The sequence below is a fragment of the Nocardioides sp. cx-173 genome, from assembly GCF_021117365.1.
Lineage (GTDB): Bacteria > Actinomycetota > Actinomycetes > Propionibacteriales > Nocardioidaceae > Nocardioides.
The window spans coordinates 1,324,695-1,340,905 of sequence record NZ_CP088262.1 but is presented as its reverse complement, the minus strand read 5'-3'; the positions used below and the strand labels follow the sequence as shown (position 1 = coordinate 1,340,905).

Below are 16,211 nucleotides of genomic sequence, written 5' to 3'. Positions count from 1 at the left end.
GCCTAACCTTTCATCGGAGCAAGATCACACCGCGCAGCCGTCGGGCCCGCAGACGGCGGCGTCGGGTCCCCCCGCGAGGACCTCGATGGCGGGGTGGGTGTCGGCCCACGCGCGCTCGAGGACCTGGGTGAACGCCTCGACCGGCTGGGCGCCGGAGATCCCGTAGCGCTGGTCGACGACGAAGAAGGGGACGCCGGTGGCTCCGTAGGCCCGCGCCTGGGCGATGTCGGCGGCGACGTCGGCGGCGTACTCATCGCCGGAGAGGACGGTGTCGACGCGCGCGGGGTCCAGGCCGGCCTCGACGGCGACGCGGCGCAGGACGGCGTGGTCGCCGACGTCCTCGGCGCGGGTGAAGTACGCCGCCAGCAGGGCCTCCTTGAGCCGCCGCTGCAGCGTCGGGCCACCGGCCTCGAGTGCCAGGTGGAGCAGGCGGTGGGCATCGATGGTGTTGGTGTGGACGGTGTCGAACAGCTTGAGGTCGAGCCCCTCCTCCACGGCCGTCGCCATGACGCCCTCCATCATCGGCCGCATCTCGTACACACTGCGCCCGTACTTGCGCGCGATGCTCGGCAGCGTCTTCTCCGTGCCGTGATGGGGCGCGGAGGGGTCCAGCTCGAAGGAGCGGTAGACGACCTCGACGTCGTCGGCGTGCTCGAAGCCGCTCAGCGCGGCCTCCAGACGGCGCTTGCCGATATAGCACCAGGGGCAGACGACGTCGGACCAGATCTCGATGCGCATGTAGCGCCAACGTCGGCCGCCGTGGTGGCCATTCCCGCGGACGTCGCCCTTCCGGTCGCCGGGCAATATCGTATATTGTGTAGGAATTCCCACCGAGCGCGCGAGAGGAACCCGGATGCCGATCCACCCCGGTGGCGCCGCGCTGTCGATCGCTGCGGGCGTCCGTGAGTTCGGCCGGGCCACGCCCGGCGCCACGGCCGTGATCGATGGGGACCGGAAGCTGACCTTCGCCGCGCTGGACGAGCGGTCCAGCCGGGTGGCGCAGGCGCTGCTCACAGCCGGCCTCGCCCCCGGCGAGCGCGTCGCCGTTCTGCTCGGCAACCGCCTGGAGTACCCGGAGCTGGCAGCCGGGATCGCCAAGGCCGGCCTGGTCATGGTGCCCCTCAACCCCCGGCTCACCGCATCCGAGGCGCGGTTCATCCTGGAGCACTCCGGCGCCCGCGCGGTCGTGCTCGACGACGCGCTGGCGGGCATCGTCGGCGACGCCGTCACGGAGCTCGGGCTGCTCGCGCTCTGCCTCGACGGCACCCAGCTTGGCCCGTCGTACGACGCCGTGCTGGAGACCTCGCGCGCCGCCGACCCGCAGGTGGCGGTCGCCGAGCTGGACCCGTTCTGCATCGCCTACACCTCCGGCACGACCGGTCGCCCCAAGGGCGTGCTGATCTCGCACCGCAGCCGGGCGCTGACCTTCTACCTGAGCGCGCTGGAGTGGGGGCTGGGCCCCGGACGGCGCTCCGCGGCGGTCGCGCCGATGTATCACGGCGCCGGCTTCGCGTTCGGCTACGCGCCGGTCTTCGCCGGCGGCACCGTGTCGATGCTGCGCTCCTGGGACCCCGAGGAGTTCCTGCGCCTGGCCGAGCGCGACCGGGTGCAGTCGACGTTCCTGGTGCCGACGCACGCCCAGATGCTGCGGGCGCTCGGCGAGGGCGCCGTGGCCCGCCACGACCTGAGCGCGCTCGACACCCTCTACTTCAACGCGGCCGCGCTGCCCTGGACGCTCAAGCAGTGGGTCATGGCCGAGTTCGCCCAGTGCGGGATCCACGAGCTCTACGGGTCCACCGAGTCCGGCATCATCACCAACCTGCGCCCGGTCGACCAGCACACCCGCCCGGGCTCCGTCGGCCATGCCTGGTTCCTCACCGAGCTCAGGGTGGTCGACGAGCACGGCGCCCCCGTCGGCCCCGGCGAGCCGGGCGAGCTGTTCAGCCGCTCGCCGTTCCTCATGAACGGCTACCACGACGACCCCGAGGCGACGGCCGCCTGCACCACCGAGGACGGCTTCGTGACCTGCGGCGACGTCGTCGTCCGCGACGAGGACGGCTACGTCCACATCGTCGACCGGCTCAAGGACCTGATCATCTCCGGCGGGCTCAACGTCTACCCCCGCGAGGTCGAGGACGTGCTGCGCGAGCACCCCGCCGTCGTCGACGTCGCGGTCATCGGCGTCCCCAGCACCACCTGGGGCGAGGAGGTCGCGGCGTACGTCGTGCTGCGCGGCGCCCTCGACGACGCCTGCCGCGACTCGCTGAGCGCGCACTGCCGAGACCGGCTGGCCGGCTACAAGATGCCCCGCCACTGGGACGCCCTGGAGGCGCTCCCCCGCAACGCGGGCGGCAAGGTCCTCAAGCGCGAGCTGCGCGCGGGCCTCGTCACCACCGACTGACCCCACCCACACCACCGAAACGAGGAGCCCCCGTGCGACCCCATGTCGAGCTCATCCAGGAAGACGACTACGTCTGGCACGCCGCCGAGCTGCCCGGCGGCGAGGGCCGCGCGAGCGAGCGCCGGCTCTCGGTCGACGAGGAGGACGGCTCCTCGTCGCTGCGCATCGACTTCCACACCGACTGGGGCCGCGGCCCCGGCATCCACCACGCCAACACCGAGTACTACGTGGTCGAGGGCGAGATCGACTACGGCGGGCGGCGCATCGGCAAGGGCGGCTACGTCTACGCACCCAAGGGCGTGCCGATCGACTACCTCAAAGCCGCCGAGGGCACCCGGATGCTGCACTACCGCGAGTACGGCGACGCCGGCTTCGACCCGGTCGACTCGCTGGCCGGCGCCTCGCGCTGGGCCGACGCCCGCGAGGACGTCATCGTCATCGACTCCGAGGCGATGACGTGGGACGCCGTGCCCAACCCCGGCCCCATGCCGGGGCTGTTCATCAAGTACCTCCACGTCGACCCGGTCAGCGGCTTCTACACCCGCCTGGTGCACGCGCAGGAGGGCTGGTCGGACCACCGCCTGGCCCACCACCCCTGCTACGAGGAGGCCTACACGACCCAGGGCCACATGGAGTACAACTTCGGCACCCTGGACCTCGGCACCTACTTCTTCCGCCCCGCGCGGGTCAAGCACGGCCACTTCACCACGATGGAGGGCGGCGCCACCTGGCTGCTGCGCTCCGACGGCGAGCTGGCCAACTGGTACACCCAGAACGAGTGGGTCCGCTGGGGCGGCGAGGGCGTCAACTACGGCCCCGACGGGCTCGACGAGGCCCCGCACCCGGCCGCCCGGTGGGCGCACTCGACGCACGACATGGCCCAGCCGTGGCGCACCGACGAGGACATGCGCCAGCTGACCGCGTCCTGGCAGTTCCAGAGGGACCAGGGGCAGTACGACGCCCCGGTGGCCCACCACGGCTCCGGGGCCCACAAGGCCGACATCGCCATCGCCAAGGCGCTCGACGCCTTCAACCTGCAAGGTGGGCACGGCGGCGGCGAGCACGGCCACGACCACGGGCACGACCACGACCACGGGCACGCGCCGGCCGACCTCGACTGGGGCTGGAGCGGGCGCGAGACCGAGCACGCCGACGAGCGCACCGACGAGCACGCCCACAACTGGGGCGCCGGGCGGCCCTGGCAGAAGGGCGACCCGATCCCGGCGCCGATCCTCTCCAGCATGCCCGTGCGCAGCCGCTCGCGCGGCCGCTGGGACGGCGACGGGATGTGATGGAGGCCGTCCACGGGTTCGACGGGCACAGCTTCGCGGTGCTCCTGCACATCGTGCTGTTCGCCTACTGGCTCGGCGGCGACGTCGGCGTCTACTACGCCAGCCGCTACATCCTCAAGTCCGACCTCGGGCCGGAGGCGCGCGCGGTGTCGACGAAGATCATGCACGGCGTCGACATCGCGCCGCGGGTCTCGCTGGTGCTGATCCTGCCCAGCGGGGTCACCCTGATGGCCTGGGGTCCGCTCGGCGACGACTTCTTCGTGCACGGCTGGCTGCTGGCGCTCGTGTGGGTCGCGAGCCTGGCCTGGCTCGCGGTCTCGGTGATCGACTACCGGGGCGGGGACACCGCGATCGCGCGGCTCTCGCAGCGGGCCGATCTGCTGGTGCGCTACGCGCTGAGCGCCGGGCTGCTCGCGGCCGGGATCTACACCATGGTCGCCACCGACCCGTTCGGCGTCGACACGAACCCGAAGTGGCTGGGTGCCAAGGTCGTGGCCTACGCGCTGTGCATCTTCTGCGGCGTGATGATCCGGCGCCAGCTGGTGCCGTTCGGCCCGGCGTTCGGGCGCCTGGTCACGTCCGGGACGACGCCGGAGGTGGAGAGGGCGATCCTCGGCTCGATCCGGCGGTGCGAGCCGTGGGTCTACGGCATCTGGGCGCTGGTGCTCCTGGCGGCCGCGCTCGGCGTCATCAAGCCGGGGTCGTCGGCCTTCTGAGGCTGCCGCACCGCTCGCCGAGCAGCCGCCCGAAGACCAGCGCCGGGGTGAGCAGCATCCCGGAGCAGAAGCTGTTGCCGCAGGTGGCGCCGGCGCCGATCACCTCGCCGATCGCGAACAGGCCGGGGATCGGCGCCCCCGCCTCGTCCCGCACGGCGAACGAGTCGTCGATGTCCAGGCCGTCGAAGGTGACGACGGCGATGCCCTGGTTGAGCAGCGCGTAGAACGGGGGCGCCGCGATCGGCGCGGGCAGGTGGGTCCGCCCGAACTCCGGGTCGTGCCCCTCGGCGACCGCCCGGTTGTACGCCGCGACCGACGCGACCAGCCCGGTCGGGTCGATCCCCGCGAGCCCGGCCAGCTCCTCCAAGGTGTCGGCGGCGTACACGCCCGGGCGCACGTTGGCGTGGCGACGCAGGTCGTCGGGCGCCCAGCCCAGGACGATCGGCGGCTGGTCGCCCCCGGCGCGGGCCACGGCGTCGTCGTCGAAGACGGTCCAGAAGACCTGGTCCGGAAGCCCGGTCAGGGCCCGCTCCTTGAGGTCGATCGACGGCTCGTCCTCGGCGATCCAGCGCCGACCGGCGCGGTCGACGTAGATCTCGCGCGGCGCCCGCTCCGTGGTGAGCAGCACCCGCTCGGCCCAGTTGGCGCGGTGCGGCGCCTGCGGGTCCGGCATCCCGCCGAAGGTGGGCAGGTAGGTGCCCTCCCCCTGCAGGCCCGCGCCCACGCTGCGGCCGAGGTGGATCCCGTCGCCGGTCGAGGTCCGGGAGGCGACGGTGACCAGGGCGATGCCGTGCCGCTCGGCGAACAGCTCGGCGTCGGCGCCGTAGCCGCCAGTGGCCAGCACCACGGCCTGCGCCTCGACCTCGAGCTCGGCACCGCCGCGATAGACCTCCACACCGGTGACTCGCCCGTCGGCGTCGGTGGTCAGCCCCGTGACCGGGGCGTCGGTCCACAGGAGGAGGTCATGAGCGGCCCGGACCTCGTCGAGCTCGGCCGCGAGCACCTGCAGGATCGACAGGCCGCCCTCGACCCCGTAGACGGTCCTCGGGACCTCGTAGGGCTCGTGGCCGTAGACCAGTCGCGGGGTCTCGGGGTCGAAGGGCATCCCGCGCTCCACGAGCCACTCGACGACCTCGGGCGCGTGGGTGGTCACCAGGCTCATGAGGTCGCGACGTCCGGTGCCGTGGCTGATGCGCTGGATGTCGGCGAGGTGCCGCTCGGGGTCGTCGTCGATCCCGCGCTCGCGCTGCAGGCTGGTCCCGCCGGCGGAGAGGTGGCCACCGCTGAGATGCAGGGTGCCGCCGATGCGGCGGTCCTTCTCGACCAGGAGCACCCGGGCACCGCCCCGGGCGGCGCGGATGGCGCAGGTCAGGCCCGCCGGTCCGGTGCCGACGACCACCAGGTCGAACCCCTCGTCTGCCACGCTCTAGATCATATATGATCTTGGGAATGAGTACTCCGCCCGCCTCGGACGTGACCGGCCCGCTGCGCGGGGTCCGGGTCATCGACGCCTCGACGATCCTCGCCGGCCCGCTCGCCTGCCAGATCCTCGGGGACTTCGGCGCCGAGGTCGTCAAGATCGAGCACCCGGTGGCCGGCGACGGCATGCGCGGGCACGGCCCGGCGCTCGCCGGCACCCCGATCTGGTGGTCGGAGATCTCGCGCAACAAGCAGACCGTGGCGCTGAGCCTGTCGCAGCCGGAGGGGGCGGCCCTGTTCCTGCGGCTCGCCGCGACCGCCGACGTCGTGGTCGAGAACTTCCGCCCGGGCACGCTCGAGCGCTGGGGCGTCGGGCCCGAGCAGCTGCACGAGGTCAACCCCGGGCTGGTGCTGGTCCGGATCACCGGCTTCGGCCAGACCGGCCCGTACGCCGCCCGCGCCGGGTTCGGCACGCTCGCCGAGGCGATGAGCGGCTTCGCGCACCTGACCGGCGCCGCGGACGGGCCGCCCACGCTGCCGGCGTTCGGCCTGGCCGACTCCATCTGCGGCATCGCCGCGTCGTCGGCCGTGTCGATGGCGCTGCTCGAGCGCGAGCGCAACGGCGGCCTCGGCCAGGTGGTCGACCTGAGCCTGCTGGAGCCGATCATGGCCGCCGTCGGCCCCGGTCCGTCGGTCTACGGCCTCACCGGCGAGGTCGGCACGCGCCACGGCAACCGGTCGACCAACAACGCGCCACGCAACGCCTACGAGACCAGCGACGGTCACTGGGTCGCGGTGTCGACCAGCGCCCAGGCGATCGCCGAGCGGGTCCTGGTGCTGGTCGGCCACCCGGAGGTCCTCGACGAGCCGTGGTTCGCCTCGGGCCACACCCGCGCCCAGCACGCCGACCTGCTGGACGGGCTGGTCGGCGGCTGGATCGGTGCGCGCACCCGGGAGCAGGTGGTGGCCGCGTTCACGGAGGCCGGCGCCGCCGTCGCCCCGGTCTACAGCGCCCGCGACCTCGTGGAGGACGAGCACGTGCGAGCCACCGAGATGCTCACCGAGGTCGACGACCCGGCTCTCGGGCGGGTGCTGCAGCACAACGTCATGTGGCGGATGTCGCGGACGCCCGGGCAGGTCCGGTTTCCCGGCCGTGCGCTCGGAGCCGACACCGACGCCGTCCTCACCGAGCTCGGCGTCCCCGCCGAGGAGCTCGCCCGCCTGCGCGACCAGGAGACGATCCGATGACTGCCCCCGCCACCACCCAGCTGCTCGACCTCGCCGCCGCCGGGCTGCGGGTCCTCGACCTCGGGCGCCCGCTGACCGTGGGCATGCCGCAGTCGCCCAACCACCCGGCGTACTGGCACGCCCACCCGCGCCGTCACGGTGACCTGGTGCGCGCCGACGGCGGCTCGGCGGCCAACGACATGATCTCGATGGGCACCCACGTGGGGACCCACGTCGACGCGCTGGTGCACGTCTCCCAGGACGGCCTGCTGTACGGCGGTCTGGACGCCGGCGCCGCGCTCCAGGGCGGACGCTACGTCGAGCTGGGCGTGCAGACGGTCGAGCCGATGGTGCGCCGCGGCGTGCTGCTCGACGTGCCGGGCACCCTCGGCGTCGGCCGGCTCGAGCCCGGCCAGGAGATCACCGTGGCCGACCTCGAGGCCACGCTCGAGCGGCAGGGCACGACGATCGGCGCCGGCGACGTGGTGCTGGTGCGCAGCGGGTGGGGGCAGCACTTCGACGCCGGGGACCGCGAGCTCTTCATGGGGCAGAGCTCCGGAGTGCCCGGCGTCGGCGAGGCCGGCGCGACCTGGCTCGCCGGCCGCGGGGTGCACGCCGCGGGCGCCGACACGATCGCGTTCGAGCGGCTGGCACCGGGGGCGGGGCACGGGCTGCTGCCGGCCCACCGGGTGCTGCTGGTCGAGCACGGCATCTACATCATCGAGACGATGGACCTCGAGGAGCTCGCGCGCGAGGAGGTCCACGAGTTCCTGTTCGTGCTGTCTCCCCTGCCGCTCGTCGGTGCGACCGGGTCCCCGGCCCGGCCGCTCGCGGTGGTGGGGCGATGAGCGAGCAGACGCTGGGCGGACTGGTCGCCGACTTCGCGGTGACCGCCGGCACCGACGGCGTCCCCGACGACGTCGCGACCAGCGTGCAGCAGCGCGTGCTCGACGTGCTGGGCCTGTGCGTGGCCGCGCACCGGCTGCCGACCAGCGCCGCGATCCTCGCCCACGTCGTCGACCAGGGCGGCCACCCGCAGGCCACGGCCATCGGGCTGCCCACGCAGGTGACCGCGGGGCAGGCCGCGCTCGCCAACGGCGTGCTCGCGCACTCCCTCGACTACGACGACACCCACCTGCCCTCCGTCCTGCACCCCAGTGCCGCTGTGGTGCCCGCCGCCCTGGCAGCCGCCGAGCACGGCGGCGCGTCCGGGGAGCAGGTCGTGCGGGCGGTCGCGGTCGGTCTCGAGGTCGCCGTGCGGCTCGGCATGGCCGGCTACGACGAGGAGCTGGGCAACTCGGTCTACTTCGAGCACGGCCAGCACGCCACCTCCATCACCGGCGCGATGGGCGCGGCGGTCGCCGCCTCGCTGCTCTACGGCGCGGACCGCAAGGGGGTGCTCGACGCGCTCGGGCTGACCGCCTCGATGGCCTCGGGGATCATCGAGGCCAACCGGACCGGCGGGACCGTCAAGCGCCTGCACTGCGGCCTGGCCGCCCAGGCCGGCGTCGCCGCCGCCCAGCTCGTGCGGCGCGGGTTCACCGGCCCCCCGACCGTGCTGGAGGGGCGCTTCGGGTTCTTCGAGGCCTGGCTGCACGGGCGCTACTCCCCCACCGCCGTCTCGGCGGGTCTCGGCACCGAGTGGTCGGTGCCCGGCATCTTCTTCAAGCCCTACCCGGCCAACCACTTCACCCACGCGGTGATCGACGCCGGCCTGGCCTTCCGGGCCCGCGGGGTCGCCCCGGAGGACGTCGTGTCCATCACCGTGGGCGTCGCACCGTCGGTGATCCGCACCATCGGGGAGCCGATCGAGGTCAAGCGCGCGCCGGAGACCGGCTACCAGGCGCAGTTCAGCGCGCCGTACGCCGTCACCGCGGGGCTCTTCGGCGGCGGCGGCCTCGGCCTCGGCCTCGACGACTTCACCGACGCACTGGCGCAGGACCCGGCCCGGCGGGCGGTGATGGCGCGCGTCGAGGTGGTGCCCGACCAGCGGTGCGGGGCGATCTACCCCCACCAGTTCCCCGCTGTCGTCACGCTGCGCACCGGATCCGGCGAGGAGCTCGTCGAGGAGGTGCTCGCCAACCGCGGTGGACCGGCACGCCCTCTCAGTGACGACGAGCTCGGCCGCAAGTTCACCGACAACGTCGCCGGCCGGCTCGACCCGGCCGCCGCCGACGCCGTGCGCCGCGGGGTGCTCGACCTGCGCGCCGCCGGCGACCTGAGCGCCGTACTCACCCAGCTGTCCAGCCTCACGACCCCCGAGGAGCCCTCATGACCGAGCTCGACCTGATCATCACCAACGTCTCGGTCGTGGTGCCGGGCGAGGCCGAGCCGCAGCCGCTCGACATCGGCGTGCGCGACGGCAGGATCGTCCGGCTCGAGGCCGGCCTGGCCGCCGAGCCGGCCGCGAGCGTGGTGGACGGCGGTGGGAAGGTGGCGTTCCCCGGCGTGGTCGACGCCCACCAGCACTGGGGCATCTACAACCCGCTCGCCGAGGACGCCGCGAGCGAGAGCCGCGCGTCCGCCCAGGGTGGCGTGACGACCGCGATCACCTACATGCGCACCGGGCAGTACTACCTCAACAAGGGCGGCGCCTACGCCGACTTCTTCCCCGAGGTGCTGTCGCTGACCGAGGGCCGGGCGATGGTCGACTACGCCTACCACCTGGCGCCGATGAGCAGGGAGCACATCGCGGAGATCCCCGACCTGGTCGGCGAGCACGGCGTGACGTCGTTCAAGATCTTCATGTTCTACGGCGGGCACGGGCTGCACGGGCGCAGCGCCGACCAGAGCTCGTTCCTGATGACGCCCGAGGGCGAGCGCTACGACTACGCGCACTTCGAGTTCGTGATGCGCGGCATCCAGGCGGCGCGGGAGAAGTTCCCCGAGATCGCCGACCAGATCTCGCTGTCCCTGCACTGCGAGACGGCCGAGATCATGACCGCCTACACCCAGCTCGTCGAGGAGGACGGCACCCTCAGCGGGCTCCCGGCCTATCACGCCTCGCGCCCCCCGCACTCCGAGGGCCTCGCGGTCACGATCGCCTCCTACCTCGCCCACGAGACCGAGCTGCCCACGATCAACCTGCTGCACCTGACCTCGCGCAAGGCCGTCGAGGCGGCGCTCCTGATGGCCGACGCCTTCCCGCACATCGACTTCCGCCGCGAGGTCACGGTCGGTCACCTGCTCGCCGACTGCGACACCGCCCACGGCGTCGGCGGCAAGGTCAACCCGCCGCTGCGCCCCCGCGAGGACGTCGAGGCGCTGTGGGCCTACCTGATCGACGGCAAGATCGACTGGGTCGTCTCGGACCACGCCTGCTGCAAGGAGGAGCTGAAGTTCGGCGAGCCGAAGGACGACGTCTTCCTGGCCAAGTCCGGCTTCGGGGGTGCCGAGTACCTGCTCGCCGGCATGGTCTCGGAGGGGACCCGGCGCGGCCTGCCGCTCGGCCGCGTCGCCGAGCTGACCGCGACCAACCCCGCCACGCGCTACGGGCTGGGCGCCACCAAGGGGTCCCTCGCCATCGGCAAGGACGCCGACATCGCGCTGGTCGACACCGCGGCGTTGTGGACCGTGCACGCCGCCGACTCCGAGTCGACCCAGGAGTACACGCCGTTCGAGGGCGCCGAGCTGACCGCCAAGGTGACCGACACCTTCGTGCGCGGACACCGGGTGATGACCGACGGGGTCGTCGGGGGCGAGCCGGTCGGGCGCTACCTCCGCCGGCCGACGGCCTGAGGGGCTCGGCATGGACCCGCAGTCGGTGAGCGCCATCGCGCTCGCCCGCGTCCCGGACGGCGTCCCGGCGCCGGCGGACTTCGCGCTCGTGCAGCTGCCCCGCAGCCCGCTGACCGAGGGTCAGGTGCGGCTCGCGGTCCGCTGCCTCTCGCTGGACCCCTACCAGCGCTCCACCCTCGGCGGCAGGCACTTCGGCGACGCCCCGGTGGGGCCCGGTGACGTCCCGCCCGGCCGCTCGGTCGGCGAGGTCGTGGAGTCGCGGTGCGCGGACGTGGAGGTCGGCCGGCTGGTGCTGGCCGAGACCGGCTGGCGCAGTGAGGCGGTGGTCCCCGGCGCCGACGTCTCGGTGGTCGCGGTCCCGCCGGGGGTCGCCGTGTCCGCCGCTCTCGGCGCGCTGGGCATGCCCGGCCTGACGGCGTACGCCGCCCACGTGCGCCAGCTGTGCCCGCGCGCGGGTGAGACCGTCGTCCTGGGCGCCGCCACCGGTGGGGTCGGCGCCGTCGCCGGCCGGCTCGCCCTGCGGGCGGGGGCGCGCGTCGTCGGCATCGTCGGGTCCGACGACAAGGCCGCCCTCGCCACCGGCCGGCTGGGGCTCACCGCCGCCGTGCGCCGCGGCCCCGGCCTGGACGAGGCACTGGCCCAGGCCTGCCCCGACGGGGTCGACGCCTACCTGCACCTGGGCGACCAGGCCACGCTCGACGTCGTGATGGAGCGGCTGGCCCTCGGCGCCCGGGTCTCGCTGTGCGGGCTCATGGACCAGTACAACGGCGGCGCACCCACCCGGCTGCGCGCCGGCGCGGTGATGACGGCACGGGCGCAGGTGCGCGGCATGGTCGTCTACGACCACGCCGACCTGGCCGCGGAGCACGCCGAGCACGTGGGCGCCCTGCTCACGTCGGGAGACCTCGTCGCCCTCGAGGACCGCTACGTCGGCCTGGCCGAGGCCCCCGTGGCCTTCTCCCGCCTGATGAGCGGGCGCAACGTCGGCAAGGTGGTCGTGGATCTCGGGTGAGGGCTACAGGCCGTAGCGGGCCAGCTTGTCGTCCTTGGCGCCGCGCAGGAACTTGCGCATCATGCGCCCGTTGGTCAGCCAGGAGATCTCCTCGCCGTTCTTGGTGCTCGCGAGCATCCGCTCCACTAGGTACGGCGCGACCTCGTCCACGTGGTCGGCGAGGATGTTGAGCATCTTGCGCTGGCTCGAGACCGACTCGGGGTGGCTGGCGGCCTCGCGCAGCCAGCCGTCGGTGATGAGGATCCCGGGCCGCACCTGGCCCACGCGCACGGGCGTGCCGGCGACCTCCTTCACCAGCGCCCTGGTGAACAGGTCCAGCCCGCGCTTGGTCGTCGAGTAGACGCCCATGCCGGGACGGATCGAGCCGTCGCTGCCACCTCCGAGGACGTTGAACAGCCGACCCCCACCGGCGGCCGTCATGCCGCGGACGGCGACCTGGGAGCCGTTGATGGTGCCCAGCATGTTGGTGCCGACCATGGTGGCGACCTCCTCGGAGGTGGTCTCCACGATGGTGCGCATCGTGTAGGCGACCCCCGCGTTGTTGACCCACAGGTCGACGGAGCCGAGGTCCGCGACGGCCGCGTCCCAGAGCGCCTGGACCTGGGCCGGGTCGGTCACGTCGGTCGGGACGCCGAGCGCGCGGCCACCGCCGCTCGTCTCGGCGCCGAGGCGCTTCACCGCCTCGTCGACGGCCTCGCGACCGCGTCCGGTCACGACGACGTGATGGCCGCGGAGCAGCAGCTCACGCGCGAGCGCGAAGCCGATGCCCTTCGTGCTTCCGGTGATGACGGCGTTGGTCATGGGGGTCCCTCCAGGAGTGGGTCAGGTCGGAGCGACGATGCCCCGGCCCCACGAGGGGACCGGGGCATCGCCGTGCGTCAGCGGGTCAGCACTCGGCCTTGACCGCGGCGTTCGCGGCCGCGAGCTTCTGCTTCGCCGTCGTCAGCTGCTTCTTGGCCGTGGTCAGCTGCTTGTTGGCCTTCGCCACCTTGGCCTTGGCCGCCTTGAGCTGCTTCTTCGCGGCCTTGAGCTGCCTCTTCACGGCCGGCGTCTGCTTCTTCTTCGACAGCTTGGTCACCTTGGCCTGGGCCTTCTTGACCGAAGCCTTCGCCTTGGTCACGGCCTTCTTGGCCTGGGTGACCTGGTTCTCCGCCTTGGTGACCGCAGCGTCGGCAGTCTTCACGTCGGCCTGGGCCTTGGTGCAGGCGGGCGTCGGGCCCGCCTCGGCGACCGCAAGGGAGCCCATCGCCTGGGCGGTGGTGAGCCCGCACTCGAGCGGAGCGTCCATGACGGCGTCACCGAAGGTGACCGTCATGGTGGCCACGCCCGCCGCGCCCGCCAGGGTGACAGCGTGCGTGCCGGCGGCCGACGGGGTCAGGGACATGGCGCCCTCACCCGTGAGGGAGATGAACTCGGGCACCGGCTGCCCGATACCCGTGCCTCCGGGCGTCAGGGTCCGGTCCCAGGTGCTGAGCGGGACACTGCCCGCGGCACTGTCCGGGCCCGCGGCGATCCCCGGCGTCACGGCGCCGGTGACCTTCTTGACGGGCGAGGTCTGGATGTAGTCGGAGAACTCACGGCCGAAGGTGAGCGTGGTCGTGACCGGGACGCTCAGCGCGGTGCCGACGGTGCCGGTCGCGGGCATGGTCGCCGCCAGCTCCAGCTTGGCCGGGTAGCTGCTCTTCCCCCCGAACCCGCTCTCGGTCATGTCGACGGTGCAGGTCGCGTTCACGCCGGCCAGCTGCGGCTCGTCGGCGAACGACACGGTGACCGGCGCGGACAGGGTGCAGTCCTGAGCGGCGGCCTGGCCGGTGCCATCGGCCTTGTCGACCTTGTAGTAGTAGCTCTTGATGCTGATCGAGCTGGGGCGAGTCGCCAGCGAGCCCGTGGCCTTCGGCATCTTCGTCGGCTTACCGCCGACGAAGTCGGCCGTGTGCGAGCCCGTGAGGACGACATCGGCGCCCTCGGAGGTGACGGTCAGCTTGTTCGAGATCGTCGCACCCGGGAAGTTCACGAACCGCGGGGGCGCCCCGTTGGGCATGTCGGTGAACGTGGCGCTCAGCTTCGCTCCACCGTTGTCGTGCGCGAGCGAGAAGGTGATGGTGGCGTCGTAGGTCGAGGTCTGCGTCCCCGTCCCGCACGTGAATACCGCCTGTGCGGTCGACGAGACCGCGGCATGGGCCGGTGCCATCAGCATCGGCACCGACAGCATGCCCAGAGTCAGGGCTCCGGCCGACAGGCCGGCTAGCTTGCGAAAACGCATCAATCCTCCTCGTGGCGACCGCACCCCACGGTGTGGTCTACATCTCACGCGAAGATATACGATATCTATGAGTTCGCCCAGGGTTTCGGGAGACGAACGTGTTAATTCTTCGAGACACTCAGGCTCAGCGGGCGCGGGCGAGCACCAGTCGCGCCTGGCGGACGACCGCCTCGTCGACGAAGCGCCCCTCGTCATCGACCGCGACGCCGGCGCCGGCGAACTCCCAGCGCTCCACCAGCCGGGCGGCGGTGTCGACCTGGTCGGCTGTCGGCGTGAAGACCTCGTTGGCCACGGCCACCTGACCGGGGTGGATGCAGGCCCGGCCGACGAAGCCCAGCCGGGAGAGCTCGCGCGTCGACTCCGCGAACGCGTCGAGGTCGCGGAAGTCGGTCGACACCGGCGCGATCGGCGGCTTGATGCCGGCGGCGCGGGAGGCCATCACCACGTGCGAGCGGGCGTAGAGCAGCTCGCGCTCGTCGGGCCCCGGCGTGATGCCCACGTCGGCGCGCAGGTCCGCCTCCCCCATCTGGAGCCGCTGCACCCGCGGTGCGCCGGCGAGCTCGCCTGCCCGCAGCACCGCGCCGGCGCTCTCGAGCAGCGGGACGACGCCGGCCAGGGACCCGAGCGAGGACAGCAGCCGGTCGAGGTCGAGGAGCTCGTCGACGGTCTCGGTCTTGGCGACCAGGAAGCCGGTGAGCGCGGGCGCGCCGGCCACCGCGCGGACGTCGGCCTCGCGGAGCCCGCCTGAGTTGACCCGCACCCAGACCGCGACGTTGTCGAGCTCGGGCAGGTCGTGGAGCCAGATCCGGACGGTCTCGCGCGCCGCGTCCTTCGCCTTCGGCGCGACGGCGTCCTCGAGGTCGACGATGACCTCGTCCGCACCGCGCTCGAGGACCCGGTCGAGCTTGTCCCGGGCGTCGCCGGGGACGTACAGCGCCGAGCGCGCCAACCAGGTGCTGAGGTCAACCGACACGAGTCTCTCCCTTGATCAGTGACTTCGCCACGACCGTGCGAAGGACGTCGTTGGTGCCCTCGCCGATGCTCATGAGGATGGAGTCGCGGTAGAGCCGCTCCACCTCGAACTCGGTCGAGTAGCCGTAGCCGCCGTGGACCTTCATCGCGTCGATCGCGGCCTGCAGGGCCACCTCGGAGCAGAAGATCTTGGCCATGCCGGTGGCCCCGTCGGCGCGGCCGCGACTCACCGCGTCCGCCGCCCAGTAGGCCATCAGCCGAGCGGCCTGCACCTGGGTGCCGAGCTCCCCGAGCTTGAGCTGGATGGCCTGGAAGTCCGAGATGGGCTTGCCGAACGCCTTGCGCTGCTGGGCGTAGGACAGCGCCTCGTCGTGGGCCCGCTGGGCGATCCCGACGGAGCGGGCGGCGATGTTGACCCGCCCCCACTCCAGCGCCGAGAGCACCTGCTGCATGCCGCGGCCCTCCACGCCGCCGACCAGCTGGGAGACGGGCACCCGTACGTCGGTCATCGTGATCTCGCAGGACTCGGTGCCCTTGTAGCCGAGCTTGGGGATGTCCTTGGTGACCTCGTAGCCGGGGGTGTCGGCCTCGATCAGCAGCACGCTCATCCCCCGGTGTGCCGGGGACGCCGAGGGGTCGGTCTTGACCAGCACCGGGAGCGGGTCGGCGTGGCGGGCGTTGGTGATCCACATCTTGGCGCCGTTGACGACGTAGTGCTGGTCGCCGGGCGGGCCCTCGAGGCGCGCGGTCGTGCGGATGCCCTGCAGGTCGGTGCCGGCATCGGGCTCGGTGAGGCCGATGCCGGTGCGCCGCTCGCCGGTGGCCAGGCCGGGCAGGTAGGCGTCCTTCTGCTCCTGGGTGCCGTGCATCGCGATCAGCCGGCAGGCCAGCGAGTGGCTGCCGAGGATGCCCGCGATGCCCATCCAACCGCGGGAGATCTCCTCGAAGACCAGCGCGAACGAGACCGGGTCGAGGTCGAGTCCGCCGTACTCCTCGGGCACCGTGATGCCGAAGAGCCCCATGTCCTTCATGCCGTCGACGATCTCGGTCGGGTAGCGGCCCGCCTGCTCCCACTCGCGGGCGACCGGGACGACCTCCTTGTCGACGAACTGGCGCAGCAGCGCCTTGAACTCGCGCTGGTCCTCGTCGAGCTGGAAGTCCATCAGTGCTC

The 16,211-nt window shown here is 72.7% G+C and carries 14 protein-coding genes; 8 read left to right on the top strand and 6 right to left on the bottom strand.

Annotated features, from left to right (window positions below):
- Nucleotides 1–24: 24 nt before the first annotated feature.
- Nucleotides 25–738, bottom strand: a complete 714-nt coding sequence (locus tag LQ940_RS06435) for a DsbA family oxidoreductase (protein WP_231241874.1) — start codon at nt 736–738, stop codon at nt 25–27.
- Nucleotides 739–853: 115 nt separating this feature from the next.
- Here LQ940_RS06435 and LQ940_RS06430 point away from each other — a divergent pair, with 115 nt between their 5' ends.
- From LQ940_RS06430 to LQ940_RS06420, 3 genes are read left to right on the top strand one after another with little or no spacing between them, the layout of a single operon-like run.
- A complete protein-coding gene (locus LQ940_RS06430; protein ID WP_231241875.1) occupies nt 854–2,401 on the top strand; it encodes a class I adenylate-forming enzyme family protein in 1,548 nt (515 codons plus the stop codon).
- A 32-nt stretch (nt 2,402–2,433) separates the two neighbouring features.
- Nucleotides 2,434–3,693: a DUF4437 domain-containing protein gene (locus LQ940_RS06425; protein WP_231241876.1), complete on the top strand. Its 1,260-nt coding sequence runs from the start codon at nt 2,434–2,436 to the stop codon at nt 3,691–3,693.
- Nucleotides 3,693–4,409, top strand: a complete 717-nt coding sequence (locus LQ940_RS06420) for a hypothetical protein (protein ID WP_231241877.1) — start codon at nt 3,693–3,695, stop codon at nt 4,407–4,409. Before LQ940_RS06425 ends, LQ940_RS06420 begins: the two co-directional genes overlap by 1 nt.
- Here LQ940_RS06420 and LQ940_RS06415 read toward each other — a convergent pair.
- On the bottom strand, nt 4,384–5,832 hold the full coding sequence (locus tag LQ940_RS06415) for an FAD-dependent oxidoreductase (RefSeq protein ID WP_231241878.1): 1,449 nt from the start codon (nt 5,830–5,832) through the stop codon (nt 4,384–4,386). The genes LQ940_RS06420 and LQ940_RS06415 overlap by 26 nt on opposite strands.
- Nucleotides 5,833–5,858: 26 nt before the next feature.
- Here LQ940_RS06415 and LQ940_RS06410 point away from each other — a divergent pair, with 26 nt between their 5' ends.
- Genes LQ940_RS06410 through LQ940_RS06390 form a run of 5 tightly spaced genes read left to right on the top strand, consistent with a single transcriptional unit; the run spans nt 5,859 to nt 11,805 of the window.
- Nucleotides 5,859–7,076, top strand: coding sequence for a CaiB/BaiF CoA transferase family protein (locus LQ940_RS06410; protein WP_231241879.1), 1,218 nt, complete (start codon nt 5,859–5,861; stop codon nt 7,074–7,076).
- Nucleotides 7,073–7,903: a cyclase family protein gene (locus LQ940_RS06405; RefSeq protein WP_231241880.1), complete on the top strand. Its 831-nt coding sequence runs from the start codon at nt 7,073–7,075 to the stop codon at nt 7,901–7,903. Before LQ940_RS06410 ends, LQ940_RS06405 begins: the two co-directional genes overlap by 4 nt.
- Nucleotides 7,900–9,330, top strand: a complete 1,431-nt coding sequence (locus tag LQ940_RS06400; RefSeq protein WP_231241881.1) for an MmgE/PrpD family protein — start codon at nt 7,900–7,902, stop codon at nt 9,328–9,330. The genes LQ940_RS06405 and LQ940_RS06400 overlap by 4 nt, the downstream gene beginning before the upstream one ends.
- Nucleotides 9,327–10,793 carry a dihydroorotase gene (locus LQ940_RS06395; protein WP_231241882.1) on the top strand — a complete coding sequence of 489 codons (1,467 nt, stop codon included), beginning with the start codon at nt 9,327–9,329 and terminating at the stop codon, nt 10,791–10,793. Before LQ940_RS06400 ends, LQ940_RS06395 begins: the two co-directional genes overlap by 4 nt.
- 10 nt (nt 10,794–10,803) lie before the next feature.
- A complete protein-coding gene (locus LQ940_RS06390; protein ID WP_231241883.1) occupies nt 10,804–11,805 on the top strand; it encodes an MDR family NADP-dependent oxidoreductase in 1,002 nt (333 codons plus the stop codon).
- Between the two features lie 3 nt (nt 11,806–11,808).
- Here LQ940_RS06390 and LQ940_RS06385 read toward each other — a convergent pair whose 3' ends face one another.
- The 4 genes from LQ940_RS06385 to LQ940_RS06370 form a co-directional block, all read right to left on the bottom strand.
- Nucleotides 11,809–12,606 carry an SDR family oxidoreductase gene (locus LQ940_RS06385; protein WP_231241884.1) on the bottom strand — a complete coding sequence of 266 codons (798 nt, stop codon included), beginning with the start codon at nt 12,604–12,606 and terminating at the stop codon, nt 11,809–11,811.
- A gap of 85 nt (nt 12,607–12,691) precedes the next feature.
- Complete coding sequence (locus tag LQ940_RS06380; RefSeq protein WP_231241885.1) at nt 12,692–14,068, bottom strand: hypothetical protein; 1,377 nt, start codon at nt 14,066–14,068, stop codon at nt 12,692–12,694.
- A 124-nt stretch (nt 14,069–14,192) separates the two neighbouring features.
- Nucleotides 14,193–15,041, bottom strand: coding sequence for an HpcH/HpaI aldolase/citrate lyase family protein (locus tag LQ940_RS06375; RefSeq protein ID WP_231241886.1), 849 nt, complete (start codon nt 15,039–15,041; stop codon nt 14,193–14,195).
- The gene (locus LQ940_RS06370) at nt 15,031–16,203 is read right to left on the bottom strand and encodes an acyl-CoA dehydrogenase family protein (protein ID WP_231241887.1); all 1,173 of its coding nucleotides are present in this window, start codon (nt 16,201–16,203) and stop codon (nt 15,031–15,033) included. The genes LQ940_RS06375 and LQ940_RS06370 overlap by 11 nt, the downstream gene beginning before the upstream one ends.
- Nucleotides 16,204–16,211 lie beyond the last annotated feature (8 nt).